Annotated in this window: 13 protein-coding genes; 2 read left to right on the top strand and 11 right to left on the bottom strand. The window is 65.2% G+C overall.

Annotation, left to right across the window (positions count from 1 at the left end; genetic code table 11):
- From glpK to A985_RS0110635, 4 genes are all read right to left on the bottom strand, one after another.
- Positions 1 to 1,336, bottom strand: a 1,336-nt coding sequence (gene glpK / locus A985_RS25030) for a glycerol kinase GlpK (protein ID WP_017233389.1), incomplete at its 3' end; no start/stop codon positions are given.
- Positions 1,337 to 1,366: 30 nt separating this feature from the next.
- A complete protein-coding gene (gene glpD, locus A985_RS0110645; RefSeq protein ID WP_017233388.1) occupies positions 1,367 to 2,905 on the bottom strand; it encodes a glycerol-3-phosphate dehydrogenase in 1,539 nt (512 codons plus the stop codon).
- A gap of 177 nt (positions 2,906 to 3,082) precedes the next feature.
- Positions 3,083 to 3,907: a DeoR/GlpR family DNA-binding transcription regulator gene (locus tag A985_RS0110640; RefSeq protein WP_017233387.1), complete on the bottom strand. Its 825-nt coding sequence runs from the start codon at positions 3,905 to 3,907 to the stop codon at positions 3,083 to 3,085.
- Between the two features lie 130 nt (positions 3,908 to 4,037).
- Positions 4,038 to 4,550 carry a hypothetical protein gene (locus A985_RS0110635; protein ID WP_017233386.1) on the bottom strand — a complete coding sequence of 171 codons (513 nt, stop codon included), beginning with the start codon at positions 4,548 to 4,550 and terminating at the stop codon, positions 4,038 to 4,040.
- 384 nt (positions 4,551 to 4,934) lie between these two features.
- On the opposite strand from A985_RS0110635, the gene A985_RS0110630 reads away from it, so the two are divergent.
- Positions 4,935 to 6,086 (top strand): glycerate kinase, encoded by a 1,152-nt coding sequence (locus A985_RS0110630; RefSeq protein WP_017233385.1) that lies wholly within the window; start codon positions 4,935 to 4,937, stop codon positions 6,084 to 6,086.
- A 122-nt stretch (positions 6,087 to 6,208) separates the two neighbouring features.
- Here A985_RS0110630 and A985_RS0110625 read toward each other — a convergent pair whose 3' ends face one another.
- From A985_RS0110625 to prpB, 5 genes are all read right to left on the bottom strand, one after another.
- The gene (locus A985_RS0110625) at positions 6,209 to 7,657 is read right to left on the bottom strand and encodes a bifunctional 2-methylcitrate dehydratase/aconitate hydratase (RefSeq protein ID WP_017233384.1); all 1,449 of its coding nucleotides are present in this window, start codon (positions 7,655 to 7,657) and stop codon (positions 6,209 to 6,211) included.
- A 154-nt stretch (positions 7,658 to 7,811) separates the two neighbouring features.
- Positions 7,812 to 9,002 carry a 2-methylaconitate cis-trans isomerase PrpF gene (gene prpF, locus A985_RS0110620; RefSeq protein ID WP_017233383.1) on the bottom strand — a complete coding sequence of 397 codons (1,191 nt, stop codon included), beginning with the start codon at positions 9,000 to 9,002 and terminating at the stop codon, positions 7,812 to 7,814.
- A 20-nt stretch (positions 9,003 to 9,022) separates the two neighbouring features.
- On the bottom strand, positions 9,023 to 11,620 hold the full coding sequence (gene acnD, locus A985_RS0110615; protein WP_026131840.1) for a Fe/S-dependent 2-methylisocitrate dehydratase AcnD: 2,598 nt from the start codon (positions 11,618 to 11,620) through the stop codon (positions 9,023 to 9,025).
- 146 nt (positions 11,621 to 11,766) lie between these two features.
- On the bottom strand, positions 11,767 to 12,918 hold the full coding sequence (gene prpC, locus A985_RS0110610; protein WP_017233381.1) for a 2-methylcitrate synthase: 1,152 nt from the start codon (positions 12,916 to 12,918) through the stop codon (positions 11,767 to 11,769).
- Positions 12,919 to 12,946: 28 nt separating this feature from the next.
- Positions 12,947 to 13,837, bottom strand: a complete 891-nt coding sequence (gene prpB / locus A985_RS0110605) for a methylisocitrate lyase (protein ID WP_017233380.1) — start codon at positions 13,835 to 13,837, stop codon at positions 12,947 to 12,949.
- A 353-nt stretch (positions 13,838 to 14,190) separates the two neighbouring features.
- Here prpB and prpR point away from each other — a divergent pair, with 353 nt between their 5' ends.
- Positions 14,191 to 16,320, top strand: coding sequence for a propionate catabolism operon regulatory protein PrpR (gene prpR / locus A985_RS0110595; RefSeq protein WP_083902268.1), 2,130 nt, complete (start codon positions 14,191 to 14,193; stop codon positions 16,318 to 16,320).
- Between the two features lie 28 nt (positions 16,321 to 16,348).
- Here prpR and A985_RS28150 read toward each other — a convergent pair whose 3' ends face one another.
- Entirely contained in the window at positions 16,349 to 16,510 is a 162-nt protein-coding gene (locus A985_RS28150) for a hypothetical protein (protein ID WP_017233377.1), read from the bottom strand.
- Between the two features lie 167 nt (positions 16,511 to 16,677).
- Positions 16,678 to 17,487 (bottom strand): MetQ/NlpA family ABC transporter substrate-binding protein, encoded by an 810-nt coding sequence (locus A985_RS0110585; RefSeq protein ID WP_017233376.1) that lies wholly within the window; start codon positions 17,485 to 17,487, stop codon positions 16,678 to 16,680.
- Between the last annotated feature and the right edge of the window lie 593 nt (positions 17,488 to 18,080).

The raw sequence follows: 18,080 nt of genomic DNA, 5'->3' as shown, positions 1-18,080 counted from the left end.
GATAGGCGGCGCCGGCCGCCGTCGTCTCGATGACCTTGGGGCGCACCACGTCCGCGCCCAACAAATCCGCTTGCCATTGCATCAGCAGATCGTTGGCCGCGGCGCCGCCGTCGACACGCAGCTCCGACACATGCAGCCCCGCGTCGGCCTCCATCGCGCGCAAGACATCGAGCGTCTGGAATCCGATACTGTCGAGCGCGGCACGGGCCACGTGCGCCGCCGTCGTGCCACGCGTTGCGCCGAACAGCGTGCCACGCGCGCGCGGTTGCCAGTGCGGCGCGCCCAGTCCGGCGAACGCGGGCACCAGCACGACACCATCGGCGTCGGGCACGCTGGTCGCGAGCGCCTCGACATCGCGCGAATGGCGAATGATGCCCAGCCCGTCGCGCAACCACTGCACGACCGCGCCACCGATGAAGATGCTGCCCTCGAGGGCATAGTCGACGCGGTCTCCGATCTTCCAGGCCACCGTCGTGAGCAGATTATGGCGCGACGCGTGCGGCTTGTCGCCGGTGTTCATCACCATGAAGCACCCCGTGCCGTAGGTGTTCTTCACCATGCCAGGCGAGAGGCACATTTGCCCGAAGAGCGCCGCCTGCTGATCGCCCGCGATGCCTGCAATCGGCACCGGCACGGAGAACAGCGACGTGGCCGTGTGTCCGTATACCTCACTCGATGAGCGAACCTCCGGCAACAGGCTGCGCGGCACATCGAGCAGCGCGAGCAGTTCGTCGTCCCAGTCGAGCGTGTGGATGTTGAACAGGAGCGTGCGCGACGCGTTCGACACGTCGGTCACATGCAACTTGCCACCGGTCAGATGCCACACGAGCCAGCTATCGACGGTGCCGAAGGCCAGGTGCCCGGCGTTGGCGGCGTCGCCCGCACCGGCCACGTTGTCGAGAATCCAGCGGATCTTGCTGCCCGAGAAATAGGCGTCGAGCCGAAGCCCGGTGCGGCTTGCAACGAGATCGTCGTGCCCTTGCATACGCAGCGCATCGCAGAAATCCGCCGTGCGGCGGTCCTGCCAGACGATGGCGTTGTACACCGGCTCGCCCGTACGACGATCCCATACGAGGGTCGTCTCACGCTGGTTCGTAATGCCGATGGCCGCGATGTCGCGCCCCCCGACACCGGCGTGCGTCAGCGCTTCCGCCGCGACCCCGGCCTGCGTCGCCCAGATGTCGCGCGGGTCGTGCTCGACCCAGCCCGGATGCGGATAAATCTGACGGAATTCCTTCTGCGCGGTCGCCACGACATGGCCATCGCGATGGAACAGCAACGCTCGCGAGCTGGTCGTGCCCTGATCGAACGCGAGGATGTACGCGCCTCCTGACATTGCCGACGTCTCCTGTTTATTCAGCGGAACTCAGGCCGCCATTTCCGCCTGCTGGGCAAACCACTGTTGCACGCTGGCTTCGCCATCCTTGCCGAGATGCAGACCGAGTTTGGTCCGGCGCCACAGCACGTCTTGCGCCGTGCGCGCCCATTCGTATTGCGCAAGATAGCGCAGCTCGGCCTCGTAGAGATCGCCGCAGATGCGCCGCCCCAGTCCGTCGAGCGAATTCGCCTCGCCAAGCAGCACATGCGTGCGCGTGCCGTAGGTGCGCGCGTATCGATGCGCGAGCGCCGGCGGCAGCCACGACGTCTGCGCACGCAGCGATGTTTCGAACGCACCGGCATCCGGCTCGGCCATATCGCCGCCCGGCAGCGGCGCGCCCGCCGTCCAATCGCCGTGCGCGAAACCCAGCGGGCCGCGCAAATGCAACATCGCTTCTTCCGCGAGTCGACGGTAGGTCGTGATCTTGCCGCCGAACACCGACAACAGCGGGGCGCGCGTGCCGGGCGCGTCCAGTTCCAGCTTGTAATCGCGCGTGACCGCCGACGGGTTGGAGACTTCCTCCTCCATCAGCGGACGCACGCCCGCGTAAGTCCAGACGACATCCGCAGGCGCGATCTGTCGGGTGAAATACTGGCTGGCGGACTGGCAGAGATAGGCGATCTCATCGTCGTTGATCGCGACGTTCGCCGGATCGCCGTGATATTCGATGTCGGTCGTGCCGATCAGGGTGAAGTCGCGCTCGTAGGGGATCGCGAAGATGATGCGCTTGTCGGGATTCTGGAAGATGTAGGCGTGATCGTGATCGAACAGCTTGCGTGTCACGATGTGGCTGCCCTTGACCATGCGCACGCGATGCGTGGCCTGCTGGTGCAACACGTCGCCAAGCAAATGACCGACCCACGGCCCGGCCGCGTTGACGATGGCGCGCGCACGCACGGTCTGGTGCGCACCTTCGGACGTCTCGAGTTGGGCCGTCCACAGGCGCTCGCCACGCTCGGCGCCCGTGAGCCGCGTGCGCGTGAGAATCGTCGCGCCGCGCTCGGCCGCGTCCTGCGCATTGAGCACGACCAGACGCGCGTCCTGCACCCAGCCGTCCGAGTAGACGAAGCCGCGCGTCAAATCGCGACGCAGCGGAGCGCCCGCCGGATGCTGGCGCAAATCGATACCGCGCGAGCCGGGCAGGATTTCACGCCGGGCGAGGTGATCGTAGAGAAACAACCCCGCGCGAATCATCCACGCCGGTCGCAGATTCGGCATGTGTGGCATCACGAAGCGCAGCGGCCACATGATGTGCGGCGCGGCGCGCAGCAGCACCTCGCGCTCCTGCAACGCCTTGCGCACCAGGCCGAATTCGTAATACTCAAGATAGCGCAGCCCCCCGTGAATCAGCTTGGTACTCGCGGATGACGTGTGGGACGCCAGATCGTCCTGCTCGACGAGCAACACGCGCAGGCCGCGACCGGCCGCGTCGCGCGCAATGCCCGTTCCGTTGATCCCGCCGCCCACGACCAGCAGGTCGTAGGGAGGCCGTGTGTTGTCCGATGGCGATTGAGCGGGTGTCTGCACGTCGTCACTCCGGGGGTTGAGCGTCAAATCAGGAAAAGTTCGAAAATGTTCGCTTTATATTCGTTTACGAACATCAATGTTCGAATTCTAACAGATTGGCGTACTGGAGCTTCGAATTCGCGCATTCTACGGTCCCGATGCGCGAATACGCGCCTGACGGGGGTTGATGCCCCCTCGTCAGTCCGCGACGTGTACCAGAGTACCGGCCTCGGCGATCACGTCGGCCATGCCAGCGGGCACCGGGCGATCGGTAAACAGGGCATCAACCTGTGACAGGTGCCCCAGGCGAACGAGCGCCGGGCGCCCGAACTTGCTGTGATCGGCGGCCAGAAAGACGGTACGAGAGTGCGCGATGATCGCCTCGGCCACGCGCACTTCGCGGTAGTCGAAGTCGCGCAGCGTGCCGTCGGCATCGATGGCAGAGATACCGACGATGCCGAAATCGACCTTGAACTGACGGATGAAATCGAGCGTCGCTTCGCCCGTCACGCCCTGGTCGCGTGCGCGCACCACGCCGCCGGCAATGATGACTTCGGCGTCCGCATAGCCGCTCATCATGGCAGCGACGTGCAGATTGTTGGTAATGACGCGCAACCCACGATGACGCGACAGTGCACGGGCCACGGCTTCCGTCGTGGTGCCCAGGTTGATGAAGAGCGAGGCGTGATCGGGAATTTGTTCGGCAAGACGTACGGCGATGCGTCGCTTCTCGTCGGCCAACTGGGTCTGACGGGCATCGTAGGCGTCGTTCTCGGCCCCGCCCGGCAGCCCGACGCCGCCGTGGTAGCGACGCACCCACTTGCGTTCGGCCAGGAAATTGATGTCCCGCCGGATCGTCTGCGGCGTTACCTCGAAGCGTGCGGCGAGTTCATCGACCGTGAGAAAGCCATCGCGACGAACGGCGTCGAAAAGCGCCTGTTGGCGCGGATTCAGCGACGCCTGCTCGGCATCGCCGGCATTCGTTTGCGCCTCGGAGACGTCGATCGGTTCAGTATGAGACATCGGCACGCACGCAGTAAAAGCCTTCGCGCGGCCCGGCCGGCCACGCGTTCGCCGTCATGATACCCCGACGGGGTATGACGTTATCGTGACCGCCGCATGAGCGCCTGCCTCGTCGCCTGGCGCGACGCCGTCAGAGGCAGCGGCGCACGGCATCGGCGAGCGATTGGGAGGCCGTCGAACCGAGATACAACGTGCCTTCGCTACCCGGCTTGTGCGGCGCCAGGTCAAGCACGGCGAGCACGCCGTCGTTGCTGGAGGAGAGTTCAAGTGTCTGGCCCGCGCCTGCCTTCGAGCGTTGCACCCGTGCATGCGGCAGTTGCCGCTTCCACAGATGCGCCGTGCAGGTACTCACGCGGGCGGTGGTCTTCTTCGACGATCCTTGCCAGACAGCACCATTGCCACGGGCATCCGCAACGGTGTCGCGATAGGCGGGGAACGTCTCGACTTTTACATTTTCCGGTGCAACGTCGGCCACGCTGCCCACCGGCGGATCGTCGTGCGCGACGACCGGCGTCGTCTGCGCACACCCAGCCAGCAACACGGCGAGCCCGATACTCGCTGCGGCCGATGCGGCCATCGCGCGCGCCGCCCTGCGCCGCGACACGCGCGACGTGCCCGAATTCCTGTCTTTGCCCCGGTTCATGCCCCCGCTCCACGCTCGCAAATGGCTGTCGCACACGCATTGTCGTTCTTCTGCCGCAACAAGCCAGGCATCGGCGCCGGCTTGCACGGGCCGCGCGGCCTTTCGGGCGACGCACGGTCAGTTGGCGCTCATCTTACCCGCGTTATTCATAGCATGGCAATTCGCGCAATGCGCGCTGGCCCGAATCGCGTATATTGCTGGTTTCTGTCACACTGCGTCGCATCGTCTCGCGCCCCACCCTGCTGCGAGCCGACGTGCCATCCCGTCTACCGGGCCCAGGATCAACCGTCCGGCCGGTAAGTCATAAGCGATAACAACTCGCGGGCATGACACGCACGTGAATCCTGCCAACCCGTATACCTTTTTGCGACTGTCCCGATTTCCATGTCCAGCAATGCGCAAGCCCCAATCATCGTCATCGCCCCCGATTCGTTCAAAGGTTCGCTGAGTGCCCCGGAAGTGGCGCGCGCCATCGCATCCGGCATTGCGCGGGTACTGCCGCAGGCCGACCTGCGCTTGCGTCCGATGGCAGATGGCGGCGAAGGCACGCTCGACGCCCTGCTCTCCGCAGGCGGACGCCGTGTACCACTCTCGGTGCGTGGCGCCGGCCAGGCATCGGTCATGGCCGAGTATGGCCTCATGCCCGACGGCACCGGTGTGCTGGAAAGCGCCAACGTGGTGAGCATTACCGACCCGGTCGGAATGCAGACGCCGGTGGCCGAGCGCTCGACGGTCGGCCTGGGAGAACTGCTGCGCGCACTGCTCGATACCGGCGCACGCCGCGTGCTCATCGGCCTGGGCGGCAGCAGCACCAACGACGGTGGCGCGGGCCTTCTCGTCGGCCTCGGTGCGCGCTTGCTCGACGCGTCGGGCGAAGCGGTGCCGCCTGTGCCCGCCGCGCTGCATCGCGTGGCGTCAATCGATCTGAACGGACTCGACGCCCGCCTGAAGGACTGCGAACTGATCGCCATGTCCGACGTGAACAATCCGCTCAACGGCCCGCAAGGCGCCACGGCGATTTTCGGGCCGCAGAAGGGCGTGAGCGACGCGCAGGTTGAGCCGCTCGACCGTGCCATCGCGCATTTCGCGGGCCATGCGCATCGCGCGTTCAACGCCAATGAAGCCGCCAGCCGCGCAGGCGCAGGGGCGGCGGGCGGCCTGGGCTTTGCGCTGCACCTGCTGGGTGCGAAGTTTCGCTCTGGTGCGGAAGTCGTGGCCGAGCGCGTCGGGCTGCCGCAAGCGGTGGAAGGGGCCGACTGGCTCATCACCGGTGAAGGCCGCAGCGACGGTCAGACGCTCTCCGGCAAGACCCCGATGATTGCCGCGCAGGTGGCGATCAGGGCCGGGGCGACGGCCTCGCTGCTCTCGGGCGCCATCGACCGTAGCGCGCTCGACAGCCTGTCGCGCGTGTTCTCGGGATGCTTCTCGCTGACGTTCGGCCCGACCACGCTGGAGAAGGCGATTGCCGATGCGGCCGGCCTGCTGGCCGACAGCGCGGAACAAATGACGCGCCTGCGTTACACGCACAAGGGCTGAATCCGAGTCGCCGCGACGGCCCGACAGTCATCGGGCCGCTCGCGCGCTCGTCAATCAAACATCCGCCACCCCGAGCGCCGCCGCAGCACAACACAGCGCGTGCGACGCACGCCTCCCGGCGCTCACACCATCAGATCCACGAATTGATGCACCGGCATCGCCTCGAGTCGTTGCTGATCGAGCGCGACGTCGAGAATGCGGGCCTGCGCGCGCGCCGCGAAGCGCCGCGTCAGATTCGTCTTGAATTTCTCTACGAGCAGGGGAATGCCCTCGGCTCGGCGACGCTTGTGGCCAATGGGGTATTCGACCAGCACTTCGTCGAGCGCCGTCCCGTCGCTCAGGGTGACGGTCAGCCCGTTGGCAATCGATCGCTTGTCGGGATCGTGATAATCCCGCGTGAATTGCGGATCTTCCTCGCAGACGATCTTCGCACGCAGCGCATCGATGCGAGGGTCGGTGGCAACTGCCTCCTCGTAGTCGCCCGCGGTCAGTCGCCCAAACAGCAACGGCACCGCCACCATGTACTGGATGCAGTGATCGCGATCCGCCGGATTGGCGAGCGGCCCCTGCTTGTCGATGATGCGAATCGCCGCCGCATGCGTGCGAATCTTCACCGACCGGATGTCCTGCGCGCTGCGTCCCATCGCCTGCAACTGAGCGTGCAGCGTCATCGCCGCCTCTGCCGCCGTTTGCGCGTGGAATTCCGCCGGGAATGAAATCTTGAACAGCACGTTCTCCATCACGTACTCGCCATACGGCCGCTGGAACGCGAACGGCTGGCCTTTGAACAAAACGTCGTAGAAGCCCCACGTCTTGGCGGTCAGTACCGACGGGTAGCCCATCTCGCCCGAACGTGCCATGAGGGCCAGTCGCACCGCGCGGCTGGTGGCGTCGCCCGCCGCCCATGACTTGCGGCTGCCCGTGTTCGGCGCGTGACGATAGGTGCGCAGGCTCTGCCCGTCGACGAACGCGAGCGAGAGCGCGTTGATCAGCTCATCGCGCGAAAGCCCGAGCATTTCCCCAACGACCGCCGTCGACGCGACTTTCACCAGCACCACATGATCGAGTCCGACCTGATTGAACGAATTCTCCAGCGCCAGACAGCCCTGGATCTCGTGCGCCTTGATCATTGCGGCGAGCACATGGCGCATCGTCAGCGGCGGCTGCCCCTGCGCCACCGCCGTGCGTGAGAGCCAGTCGGCCGTCATGAGAATGCCGCCGAGATTGTCGGACGGATGTCCCCATTCGGCCGCCAGCCACGTGTCGTTGAAGTCGAGCCAGCGAATCATCGCGCCCAGGCTGAACGCCGCCTGCACCGGGTCGAGCTGATACGGCGTGCCGGGAACCTTTGCCCCGTTCGGCACGAACGTACCCGGCACAATGGGGCCGAGCAGCTTGGTACACGCGGGATAGGACAGCGCCTCGAAGCCGCACCCGAGGGTGTCGATCAGACAGTGGCGAGCGGTTTCAAAGGCGAGATCGCTGCGGATCTCATAGGTGAGAACATAGTCGACAATATCGGTCAGCACCTTGTCGGGCGCGGGACGCACATTCGAGATGCCTGCGGACATGGACGGCCTCCTGTGACGTTGACGAAAGCCGCCATCCTGAAGACGAAGCGGCTTGCCGAGACCTCCCATGATAAGCGGCCGGAGAGCGCAATGCTCGCCGGCCGCCGGAATCGCCACACCGCCCCACGCTCATCGTGGGGCGAAGGTTACCCCCTCAGAACGCGTCGCCCGGAATGCGCACCCATCCTTCCATCAATACCCGGGCGCTGCGGCTCATGAGGGCCTTGGTGACCGTCCACTCGCCGCCTTCCTGCGTCGCTTGCGCGCCCACGCGCAACGTGCCCGACGGATGCCCGAAGCGCACGGCGTCGCGCACACCGCCGCCGGCCGCGAGATTGACGAGCGTGCCCGGTATCGCCGCCGCCGCACCGATGCAAACGGCTGCCGTGCCCATCATCGCGTGATGCAGCTTGCCCATCGACAGCGCGCGCACCAGCAGATCGACATCGGCCGCGTTCACCTGCTTGCCGCTCGAGGCCGTATAACCCGCCGGCTTCGCCACGAACGCGACCTTCGGCGTGTGCTGACGCGTCGCGGCTTCGGACACGTCCTTGATCAGCCCCATGCGGATCGCACCGTGCGCTCGAATCGTCTCGAACATCGCCAGCGCCTTCGCGTCGCTGTTGATGGCGTCCTGCAACTCCGTGCCCCGGTAGCCAATGTCCTCGGCATTGAGGAAGATGGTGGGAATGCCGGCGTTGATCATCGTCGCCTTGAATGTGCCCACACCGGGGACTTCGAGGTCATCGACGAGGTTGCCGGTCGGGAACATGGCTCCCCCCTCACCGTCGTCCTCGGCGGCCGGATCGAGGAATTCGAGCTGGACTTCGGCGGCCGGGAACGTCACGCCGTCGAGTTCGAAATCCCCCGTCTCCTGCACCGCACCGTCCGTCATCGGCACGTGCGCAATGATCGTCTTGCCGATGTTGGCCTGCCAGATACGCACGACGGCCACGCCATCGCGCGGCACCCGCGCCGGATCCACCAAGCCGCCGCTGATCGCGAACGGGCCGACGGCCGCCGACAGATTGCCGCAGTTGCCGCTCCAGTCGACGAACGTCTGATCGATCGACACCTGCCCGAACAGATAGTCCACATCGTGCTCCGGTCGCTCGCTCTTCGCGAGGATGACCGTCTTGCTCGTGCTCGACGTCGCCCCGCCCATGCCGTCGATCTGCTTGCCGTAGGGGTCCGGGCTGCCGATCACGCGCATGAGCAGCGCATCGCGCGCTGTGCCCGGCACCTGTGCGGCGATGGGCAGGTCTTGCAGGCGGAAGAACACGCCCTTGCTGGTGCCGCCACGCATGTAGGTGGCGGGTATTCGAATTTGTGGCTGATGCGCCATCACGTCTCTCCTCGGGCAGGTCAGGCAGCCGCCTGTGACGATTCCAGAAAGTCTTGCGCGAAGCGCTGCAGCACCCCGCCCGCCTCGTAGATCGACACTTCCTCGGCCGTATCGAGACGGCAGGTCACCGGCACTTCCACGCGCTCGCCATTGCGACGATGGATGACCAGCGTGAGATCGGCGCGCGGCGTGCGCTCACCGGTCACGTCGAAGGTTTCGCTGCCGTCGATGCCGAGCGTCTTGCGGTTCGTGCCCGGCTTGAATTCGAGCGGCAAGACGCCCATGCCGACCAGATTGGTGCGGTGAATGCGCTCGAAACCCTCGGCAACGATGGCTTCAGTGCCCGCCAGCCGCACCCCCTTGGCCGCCCAGTCGCGCGACGAACCCTGGCCGTAATCGGCCCCGGCAATGACGATGAGCGGCTGCTTGCGCGCCATGTACGTCTCGATCGCTTCCCACATGCGGGTGATCTTGCCTTCCGGCTCGATACGCGCGAGCGACCCCGCCTTGACCTGCCCGTCGACCACGACCATCTCGTTCTTGAGCGTCGGGTTGGCGAACGTGGCGCGCTGCGCCGTCAGGTGGTCGCCGCGGTGCGTGGCGTAGGAATTGAAATCCTCTTCCGGCAGGCCCATCTTCGCGAGGTATTCACCGGCCGCGCTGTCGGCCATGATCGCGTTCGACGGCGAGAGGTGGTCGGTCGTGATGTTGTCGCCCAGCACCGCCAGCGCGCGCATGCCGCACAACGTACGCTCACCCGCGAGCGCCCCTTCCCAATACGGCGGACGACGGATATAGGTGCTCATCTCGCGCCAGTCGTACAGCGGATCGGCCGTCTCGCCCGCGTGGACCGACGCGGCAAACATCGGCTCATAGACGCGACGGAATTGCTCTGGCTTGACGCTGCGCTCGATGATCGCGTCGATCTCTTCGTCGCTCGGCCAAAGGTCGGCCAAGCGCACCGGCTTGCCGTTGGCATCGACCCCGAGCACATCCTTCTCGATGTCGAAACGGATCGTCCCGGCGATGGCATAGGCCACCACCAGCGGCGGCGACGCGAGAAACGCCTGCTTCGCGTACGGATGAATGCGACCGTCGAAGTTACGGTTGCCCGAGAGCACAGCCGTGGCATAGAGGTCGCGCTCGATGATCTCCTGCTGGATGACCGGGTCGAGCGCGCCCGACATGCCGTTGCATGACGTACACGCATAGGCCACCACACCGAAGCCGAGGGCCTCCAGTTCCGGCAGCAACCCGGCGGCCTCCAGATACAGCGTGACGGCCTTCGACCCCGGGGCGAGCGAGCTCTTCACCCACGGCTTGCGCGTGAGGCCCGCGCGATTGGCGTTGCGCGCGAACAATCCCGCCGCAATCATGTTGCGCGGGTTGTTGGTATTCGTGCAGCTCGTGATCGCCGCGATGATGACCGCGCCGTCGGGCATCCGGCCCGGTTCGTTTTCGACCTTGCCGCTGATGCCGCGCGCGGCCAACTCACTCGTCGGCACACGCTTGTGCGGATTCGATGGGCCAGCGATGTTGCGCACCACGCTCGACAGATCGAACGTAAGCACGCGCTCGTATTGCGCGTGCGTCAGCGTGTCGGCCCAGAGGCCGGTCTGCTTCGCATAGGTCTCGACCAGCGCGACCTGGGCGTCCTCGCGACCGGTGAGCTTCAGATACTTGATCGTTTGCGCGTCGATGTAGAACATCGCCGCCGTGGCGCCGAACTCGGGCGCCATGTTCGAGATCGTGGCGCGGTCGCCCAGCGTGAGGTTTGCCGCCCCGTCGCCATAGAACTCCAGGTAGGCGGACACCACTTTCTCCTTGCGCAGGAATTCGGTGAGCGCCAACACGATATCCGTCGCCGTGATCCCCGGCTGCGGCTTGCCCGTCAGTGCCACGCCGACGATATCCGGCAGACGCATCCACGACGCGCGCCCGAGCATCACACTCTCGGCTTCCAGACCGCCCACACCGACGGCGATCACGCCCAGCGCATCGACCATCGGCGTATGCGAGTCGGTGCCCACGAGCGTGTCCGGATAAGCCACGCCGCCCGAGACCTGGATCACAGGGCTCATGCGCTCAAGATTGATCTGGTGCAGGATGCCATTGCCCGGCGGAATCACGTCGACGTTGCGAAACGCCTGCTTCGTCCAGTTGATGAAGTCGAAACGATCTTCATTGCGACGATCTTCGATGGCGCGGTTCTTGGCGAACGCGTTGGGATCGAAGCCGCCGCACTCGACGGCGAGCGAGTGATCGACGACGAGTTGCGTCGGCACGACCGGATTGACGAGCGCGGGATCGCCGCCTTGCGCCGCGATGGCGTCGCGCAGCCCGGCGAGATCGACCAGCGCGGTCTGGCCGAGAATGTCGTGACACACCACGCGAGCAGGAAACCAGGGGAAATCGAGATCGCGGCGTCGCTCGATCAGTTGCTTGAGGGCGTCGGTCAGTGCCGCCGGATCGCAGCGGCGCACGAGGTTCTCGGCCAGCACGCGCGACGTGTAGGGCAGCGTGTCGTAGGCGCCCGGCGCAATGGCCTCGACAGCGGCGCGGGCGTCGAAGTAATCGAGCGACGTCCCGGGCAGGGATTTACGGTATTCGGAATTCATCATGTGAGGAAAGTATCGGCCCGGTGGATGGCAGCGTAACCCGTAAGCAGACGATGCGCCTGCGTGCCGGACGCCTGCGCGGGACAGCGGCGAAGCGACCGCCGCCCCGGGGCCTTCCGGGCAAGGAAGGCCCGACGCAGGCAGACTCAGCGCTTGTCGATCGGCACGAACTGCTGATCTTCCGGACCGGTGTAATTGGCGCTCGGACGAATGATCTTGTTGTCGATGCGCTGCTCGATGACGTGGGCGCTCCAGCCCGACGTGCGCGCAATCACGAACAGCGGCGTGAACATCGCGGTGGGCACGCCCATCATGTGGTAGCTCACAGCGCTGAACCAGTCCAGGTTCGGGAACATCTTCTTGACGTCCCACATCACCGATTCCAGACGCTCGGCAATGTCGTACATCTTCGTATTCTGCTGATCCTTCGACAATTCGTGCGCGACTTCCTTGATGACCTTGTTGCGCGGATCGCTCACGGTGTAGACCGGGTGACCGAAGCCGATGATCACTTCCTTGTTCTCGACGCGGCGGCGGATATCGGCCTCGGCGTCGTCGGGCGAGTCATAGCGCTTCTGGATCTCGAACGCCACTTCGTTCGCGCCGCCGTGCTTCGGGCCGCGCAAGGCGCCAATGGCGCCGGTGATGGCGGAGTGCATGTCCGAGCCCGTGCCCGCGATCACGCGCGCGGTGAACGTGGACGCGTTGAATTCATGCTCCGCGTAAAGGATCAGCGACGTGTGCATGGCGCGCACCCACAAGTCCGACGGCTTTTCGCCGTGCAGCAGGTGCAGGAAGTGGCCGCCGATACTGTCGTCGTCGGTCTCCACATCGATGCGCACGCCGTTGTGGCTGAAGTGGTACCAGTACAGCAGCATCGAGCCGAAGCTGGCCATCAGACGGTCGGCGATGTCGCGCGCGCCCGGCACATTGTGATCGTCCTTCTCCGGCAACACGGTGCCCAGCACCGAGACGCCCGTGCGCATCACGTCCATCGGGTGGGCGGCGGCCGGTACGGTCTCGAGCGCGTCCTTGACGGCGGCCGGCAGGCCGCGCAGCGCCTTGAGCTTGGCCTTGTAGCCGCGCAGCTCCGCCACGCTCGGCAGCTTGCCATAGACGAGCAGGTACGCGATTTCCTCGAACTCCGAGGTCTGGGCCAGATCCAGAATATCGTAGCCGCGGTAATGCAGATCGTTGCCCGAACGGCCCACCGTACACAGCGCGGTGTTGCCCGCAGTCACCCCCGACAGGGCGACGGATTTCTTTGGCTTGAAGCCGGTGGCAGTCGTCTCGCTCATGCTCATTCCTCCAGGATCAGGGATTCAGTTATTTCTGTTGGGCGAACAGCGCGTCGAGCTTCTGTTCGTAAGCGTGGTAGCCGATGCTCTCATAGAGTTCGGCGCGGGTTTGCATCGTGTCGAGCACGGCCTTTTGCGTGCCGTCGCGGCGAATCGTCTGATAGACGTTCTGCGCCGCCTTGTTCATGGCGCGGAAGGCCGAGAGCGGGTACAGCACAAGACCGACCTGCGCACTCTTGAGTTCTTCCACAGTGAACAGCGGTGTCGCGCCGAACTCCGTGATGTTCGCGAGCACCGGCACTTTCACGGCATCGGCGAACTGGCGGTACATCGGCAACTCGGTCATCGCTTCCGGGAAGATCATGTCGGCGCCGGCTTCGACGCAGGCGCATGCGCGATCGATGGCCCCCTGCAGACCTTCCACGGCCAGTGCATCGGTGCGCGCCATGATGACGAAGTTCTCGTCGGTGCGGGCGTCGACCGCCGCCTTGATGCGATCGACCATCTCCTGCTGGCTCACAATGGCCTTGCCGGGACGATGGCCGCAACGCTTCGCGCCGACCTGATCCTCGATATGCATGGCGCCCGCGCCAAACTTGATGAGCGACTGCACCGTGCGCGCGATGTTGAACGCCGACGGCCCGAAGCCGGTATCGACGTCGACGAGCAACGGCAGATCGCATACGTCGGTGATGCGGCGCACGTCGGTGAGCACGTCGTCGAGCGTGGAGATGCCCAGATCGGGCAGGCCGAGCGACCCCGCTGCGACACCGCCGCCGGAGAGATAGATCGCCTTGAAACCAGCCGCCTTGGCCAGCAAGGCGTGATTCGCGTTAATGGCGCCGACAACCTGCAAGGGTTGCTCGGTCTTGACGGCCTCGCGAAAAGCGGCGCCGGCCGAACGATGGGTTTGCGTCACGTGAGTGCCTCGATCGTGTCGTGTGCGGCCGGCGGTGGAAGCTGCCAAATCGCACATGGGTTGAGTGATGGCAAGGTAGTTAGCAATGACCGTGCCAGCCCGCTATCCGGATGCGCGCCAACTGCACCGTCGCATCGCTAAGACATTCATTTCGCAGCGGAAATTCTTCTCGGGTGTGACGCGCGCGTCAAGTCGAATGCGTCGCTTCGCGCCGGGCATTCGTCGCACCATGTTTCATATTGAAACATAAGATGAAACGTATAGTTGCATTATGCTACGATTCGAGTCAGTCTCCTGCGGTGGCCCGCGTCCGCGCGCCGCGCACCCGCCTGCACCTATCGATGAGTCCGGTCATGCCAAATTTCTCCCCCGCGATACCCCCTCGCCTGTCGACGGCGGCTCCGAGCGCCGCGCGCGCGGGGTTTGCGCAACCGGTCACCGCCGTTCGAAAACCCGTGATCTGGGCCGTGGGCATCAGCAAGCTCGGCGAGTTGTACCGCGACATCGTGCCGGACTACGCCGCGCAAGCCGAGGTGCAGATCATCGACAAAGGCTATGAAGCCGTCATCGAAGCCTTGGAGCGCCTGCCCGCGGGCAGTGTTGACGGCATTGTCGCCGCTGGCTCGAACGGTGCCTTCCTGCGCGAGCGCCTTGCCCTGCCCGTGGTGCTCGTGAAAGTGACGGGCTTCGACGTGATGCATGCGCTGGCACGGGCGCGCCGCGCGCGGCCTGCGCCCTCGCCCGCGTCGCGTATCGCGCTGGTGTCGTATGCCCGACCCGCGCCAGAATTTGAGCGCTTCAAGAGCGCGTTCCACCTCGACATCTCGCAACACGCCTATTTCGACCGCCACGATGCGGAAGACCTTGTGCACCGGCTGCGCGACGAAGGCATCGAGGTCATTGTCGGCCCCGGGCTGGTGACTGAACTGGCCGAGCGAGCCGGACTCGCGGGCGTCTTTCTCTATTCGCAGGATTCGGTGCGCGCCGCGTTCGACACGGCACTCGAAGTCGCGCGCTTCGGACGCATCGAAGCGCAACGCCGCGAGCGGCTCGATACCGTGCTGCGACACTTGCACGAAGGGGTCGCTGCCGTCGATCTGAACGGGCGCATCGAAGCGATCAACGTCCCGATGGCGGGCATGCTCGGCGTGAGCGTTACCGATGCGGTCGGCCGTCCGCTCGATGCCATCGCCCCGGCGCTCGACATCGCGCGCACGCTGGAGAGCGCGAGCGCCGAACTCGAGGCCATTGTCTCGATGGCCGGCAAGACGTGGGTCATCAATCGCATTCCCTTGCTCGATCAGGGCACGCTCACGGGCGCGCTGCTGACGTGCCAGGACTCGCAGTCGTTTGCGCGCGTGGATCGCTCGCTACGCTCGCGCCATCGCCCACGCCATCTCGTGGCGCGCTATCGCCTCGACGATCTGATCGGCGATTCCGACGCGATGTCGCAGGTGCGTGCATTGGCACGCCGCTACGCCCAGACCGACTCGACCGTACTCGTCCACGGCGAGAGCGGCACCGGCAAGGAGCTGCTCGCACAAGGCATTCACAATGCCAGTCGACGGCGCGACTATCCGTTCGTCGCCATCAACTGCGCGGCGTTTCCGGAAACGCTGCTCGAGAGCGAACTGTTCGGCTATGAGGACGGCGCCTTCTCGGGCGCACGGCGCGGCGGCAAGGCGGGGTTGTTCGAGACGGCGCACAACGGCACCATTTTTCTCGACGAAATCGGTGAAATGCCAATGCCGCTGCAAACGCGTCTGTTGCGGGTGCTGCAGGAGCGCGAGGTGCTGCGACTTGGCGCGACCGAGCCCGTGCCCTGCGACGTGCGCGTGATTGCGGCCACTCACCGCGACCTTCGCCAGCGGGTGGCCGCGGGGGGGTTCCGTGAAGACTTGTACTACCGGCTCAACATCCTGCGCATGGTGCTGCCGGCACTGCGCGAACGCATGGAGGACTTGCCGCGCCTGACCCCCCTCTTTCTCGAACGCGCACTCGCCCGCGCGGGAGCGCGCATGAGCGTCGAGGCGCTGCAGGCGTCGCTCATGCCGCTGCTCGCGACCTATCGCTGGCCGGGCAATGTCCGCGAACTGGAAAACCTTCTGGAACGCATTGCCGTCGTATGCGCGGATGTCGTCGACGCGCACGAGATCAGCCGTGCAAGGTTGATCGAGATTGCCCCGGAGTTGGGCGCGATGACCGATGAACTGGGCACACCGATGCCGCCCGATGTCATCAACACGACCAACGGACGCGAATTTGACGCGCACGACACCCATCGCGCCCGCGTCCCCGGCGTCGAAACATCACACTCAGCGTCAGCGCCGCTGACAGGTCGTGCCCGTCGCGCAGCCGAAGACCTTGCCCGCATTCACGCCACGTTGGCGGCGTGCGGTGGCGACCGCGGCGCCGCTTGCGAGGCACTCGGCATCAGCCGCTCCACGCTCTGGCGCAAACTGCGCGACACTGTCGACGGCTGAGGCTTGCGCTTCAGGTACGGCCCGCTCGTCAGTGCTGGTGACGGATGCGGTCCCACATCTCGTGCCAATCCAGGCGCCTGTGCTGGGACGGCTCGTCGTGATGCGTTACCCAGAAATGGTCGAAGAACATGCCGATGGCGAAGCCGACAAGCAGCGCCACAAGCATCATCGAAACGTTGAGCATGGACATGGCGACCTCCCGTCGGTCCGAATCTCACTTTCCATTCTAGTCAAACGATGTCATGCCTGCGTAGCCATATGTCCGTCGCGACGACATAAAAAAACCGGGGTCGAAACCCCGGTCCATGACCTACGACGAACGACGCGCGCGATGCGCATCGCACGGAACGCCGACGATTACCACGTGGGAATCAGCGCGCCCTTGAACTGCGTCTCGATGAATGCCTTCACTTCGTCGGAGTGATAGGCGTCGACCAGTTGCTTGACCCACGGCTTGTTCAGGTCTTGTGCGCGCACGGCAATCAGGTTGGCGTAGGGCCCCTTCAGATCTTCGATGGCGATCGCGTCGCGCTTCGGCACGAGACCGGCTTGTGCCGCGAAGTTGGTGTTGATCGAGGCGGCATCCAGATCCGGCAGCGCACGCGGTAGTTGCGCCGCTTCCAGTTCCACGATCTTCAGCTTCCTCGGGTTCTCGGCGATGTCCAGCGGGGTCGCGTTCTTGCCATTGACGCCAGCACCGGCACGCAGCTTGATCAGGCCTTCCTTCTGCAGCAGGAGCAACGCACGGTTGCCGTTGGACGGGTCGTTCTGAATACCGACCTTGGCGCCATTCGGCAGATCCTTCAGCGACTTGTACTTCTTCGAGTAGTAGCCCAGCGGTGAGACGTACGTGAGACCGGCGCTCACGATCTTGTAGCCGCGATCCTTGACCTGACTGTCGAGGAACGGCTTGTGCTGGAAGCCGTTGGCGTCCAGGTCGCCGGCGTCGAGCGCGGCGTTCGGCTGTGCGTAGTCACTGAACTCGATGATCTTGATCTCGAGGCCGCGCTGATGGGCGACCTTCTTGACGACTTCGAAGATCTGCGCATCCGAGCCGGCCATGGTGCCGACCTTCAGGGGTTTGGCGGCCGTCTGGGCCGTGGCACCGAGAGAGGCCAGCGCAAACGTGGCGCCGAGGAACGCGTGAATCAGTTGACGGGACAGCATGTGCGATTTCTCCTATTGCTCATTTGGCGCCTGTTGAGCGCCCGTTCGATGGGGCGGACTTGATGGGTCCACAACGGTCGCACAAGGGACGGCAACGCCCTTGCACGGCCCAGACCCAGGATGCTGCCATAGATACGGGTTTACGCGAAATACACAATCGGCATTTCGATATCCTCCGCGCGTCGATTCATCGGTCGCATAAAAAAACGCCCCTTCGGTCATCCGAAGGGGCGTGTCGCCGGGAGAACTGCCTGATCACGGGCCGGGGGGGTGGCACGGCTGACGGCGAGGCCGTCAGCCGGTCGCATCAGGAACCGACGATAAACCTGCAAAGCGCGTTGGCAGGCATCGGCAAATGCCGCAGGCAAGCGCCCGCCCGCGTTGTGCCGAACGCGGACGGCCCACGCGGGACTGACTCAGGGGCACGTCTCCTCACCATTCAAGCCGTTCATCGAACATCCACCGCCACCGCCAAAACCGCTGGGGCCGCCGAACGCGGCAAGCCCGTTTCCGCCGGCCGCGCCACCGATGCCACGACCGCCCGGTCCGGAAGCCCCCACGCCTCCGCCGCTGCTGGCGCCGGCACTGCCGCC

Origin of the sequence: Pandoraea sp. B-6, assembly GCF_000282835.1 — a bacterium.
Lineage (GTDB): Bacteria > Pseudomonadota > Gammaproteobacteria > Burkholderiales > Burkholderiaceae > Pandoraea > Pandoraea cepalis.
Note: the sequence above shows the minus strand (reverse complement) of the source record. Positions and strands in the feature narration are given on the sequence as shown.

What these genes read in the sequence shown, in the direction of transcription:
- A985_RS0110640 (WP_017233387.1), bottom strand. Translation starts at nt 3,907, where the DNA reads ATGTCTCATACTGAACCGATCGACGTCTCCGAGGCGCAAACGAATGCC.
- A985_RS0110635 (WP_017233386.1), bottom strand. Translation starts at nt 4,550, where the DNA reads ATGAACCGGGGCAAAGACAGGAATTCGGGCACGTCGCGCGTGTCGCGG.
- A985_RS0110630 (WP_017233385.1), top strand. Translation starts at nt 4,935, where the DNA reads ATGTCCAGCAATGCGCAAGCCCCAATCATCGTCATCGCCCCCGATTCG.
- A985_RS0110625 (WP_017233384.1), bottom strand. Translation starts at nt 7,657, where the DNA reads ATGTCCGCAGGCATCTCGAATGTGCGTCCCGCGCCCGACAAGGTGCTG.
- prpF (WP_017233383.1), bottom strand. Translation starts at nt 9,002, where the DNA reads ATGGCGCATCAGCCACAAATTCGAATACCCGCCACCTACATGCGTGGC.
- acnD (WP_026131840.1), bottom strand. Translation starts at nt 11,620, where the DNA reads ATGAATTCCGAATACCGTAAATCCCTGCCCGGGACGTCGCTCGATTAC.
- prpC (WP_017233381.1), bottom strand. Translation starts at nt 12,918, where the DNA reads ATGAGCGAGACGACTGCCACCGGCTTCAAGCCAAAGAAATCCGTCGCC.
- prpR (WP_083902268.1), top strand. Translation starts at nt 14,191, where the DNA reads ATGCCAAATTTCTCCCCCGCGATACCCCCTCGCCTGTCGACGGCGGCT.
- A985_RS28150 (WP_017233377.1), bottom strand. Translation starts at nt 16,510, where the DNA reads ATGTCCATGCTCAACGTTTCGATGATGCTTGTGGCGCTGCTTGTCGGC.
- A985_RS0110585 (WP_017233376.1), bottom strand. Translation starts at nt 17,487, where the DNA reads ATGCTGTCCCGTCAACTGATTCACGCGTTCCTCGGCGCCACGTTTGCG.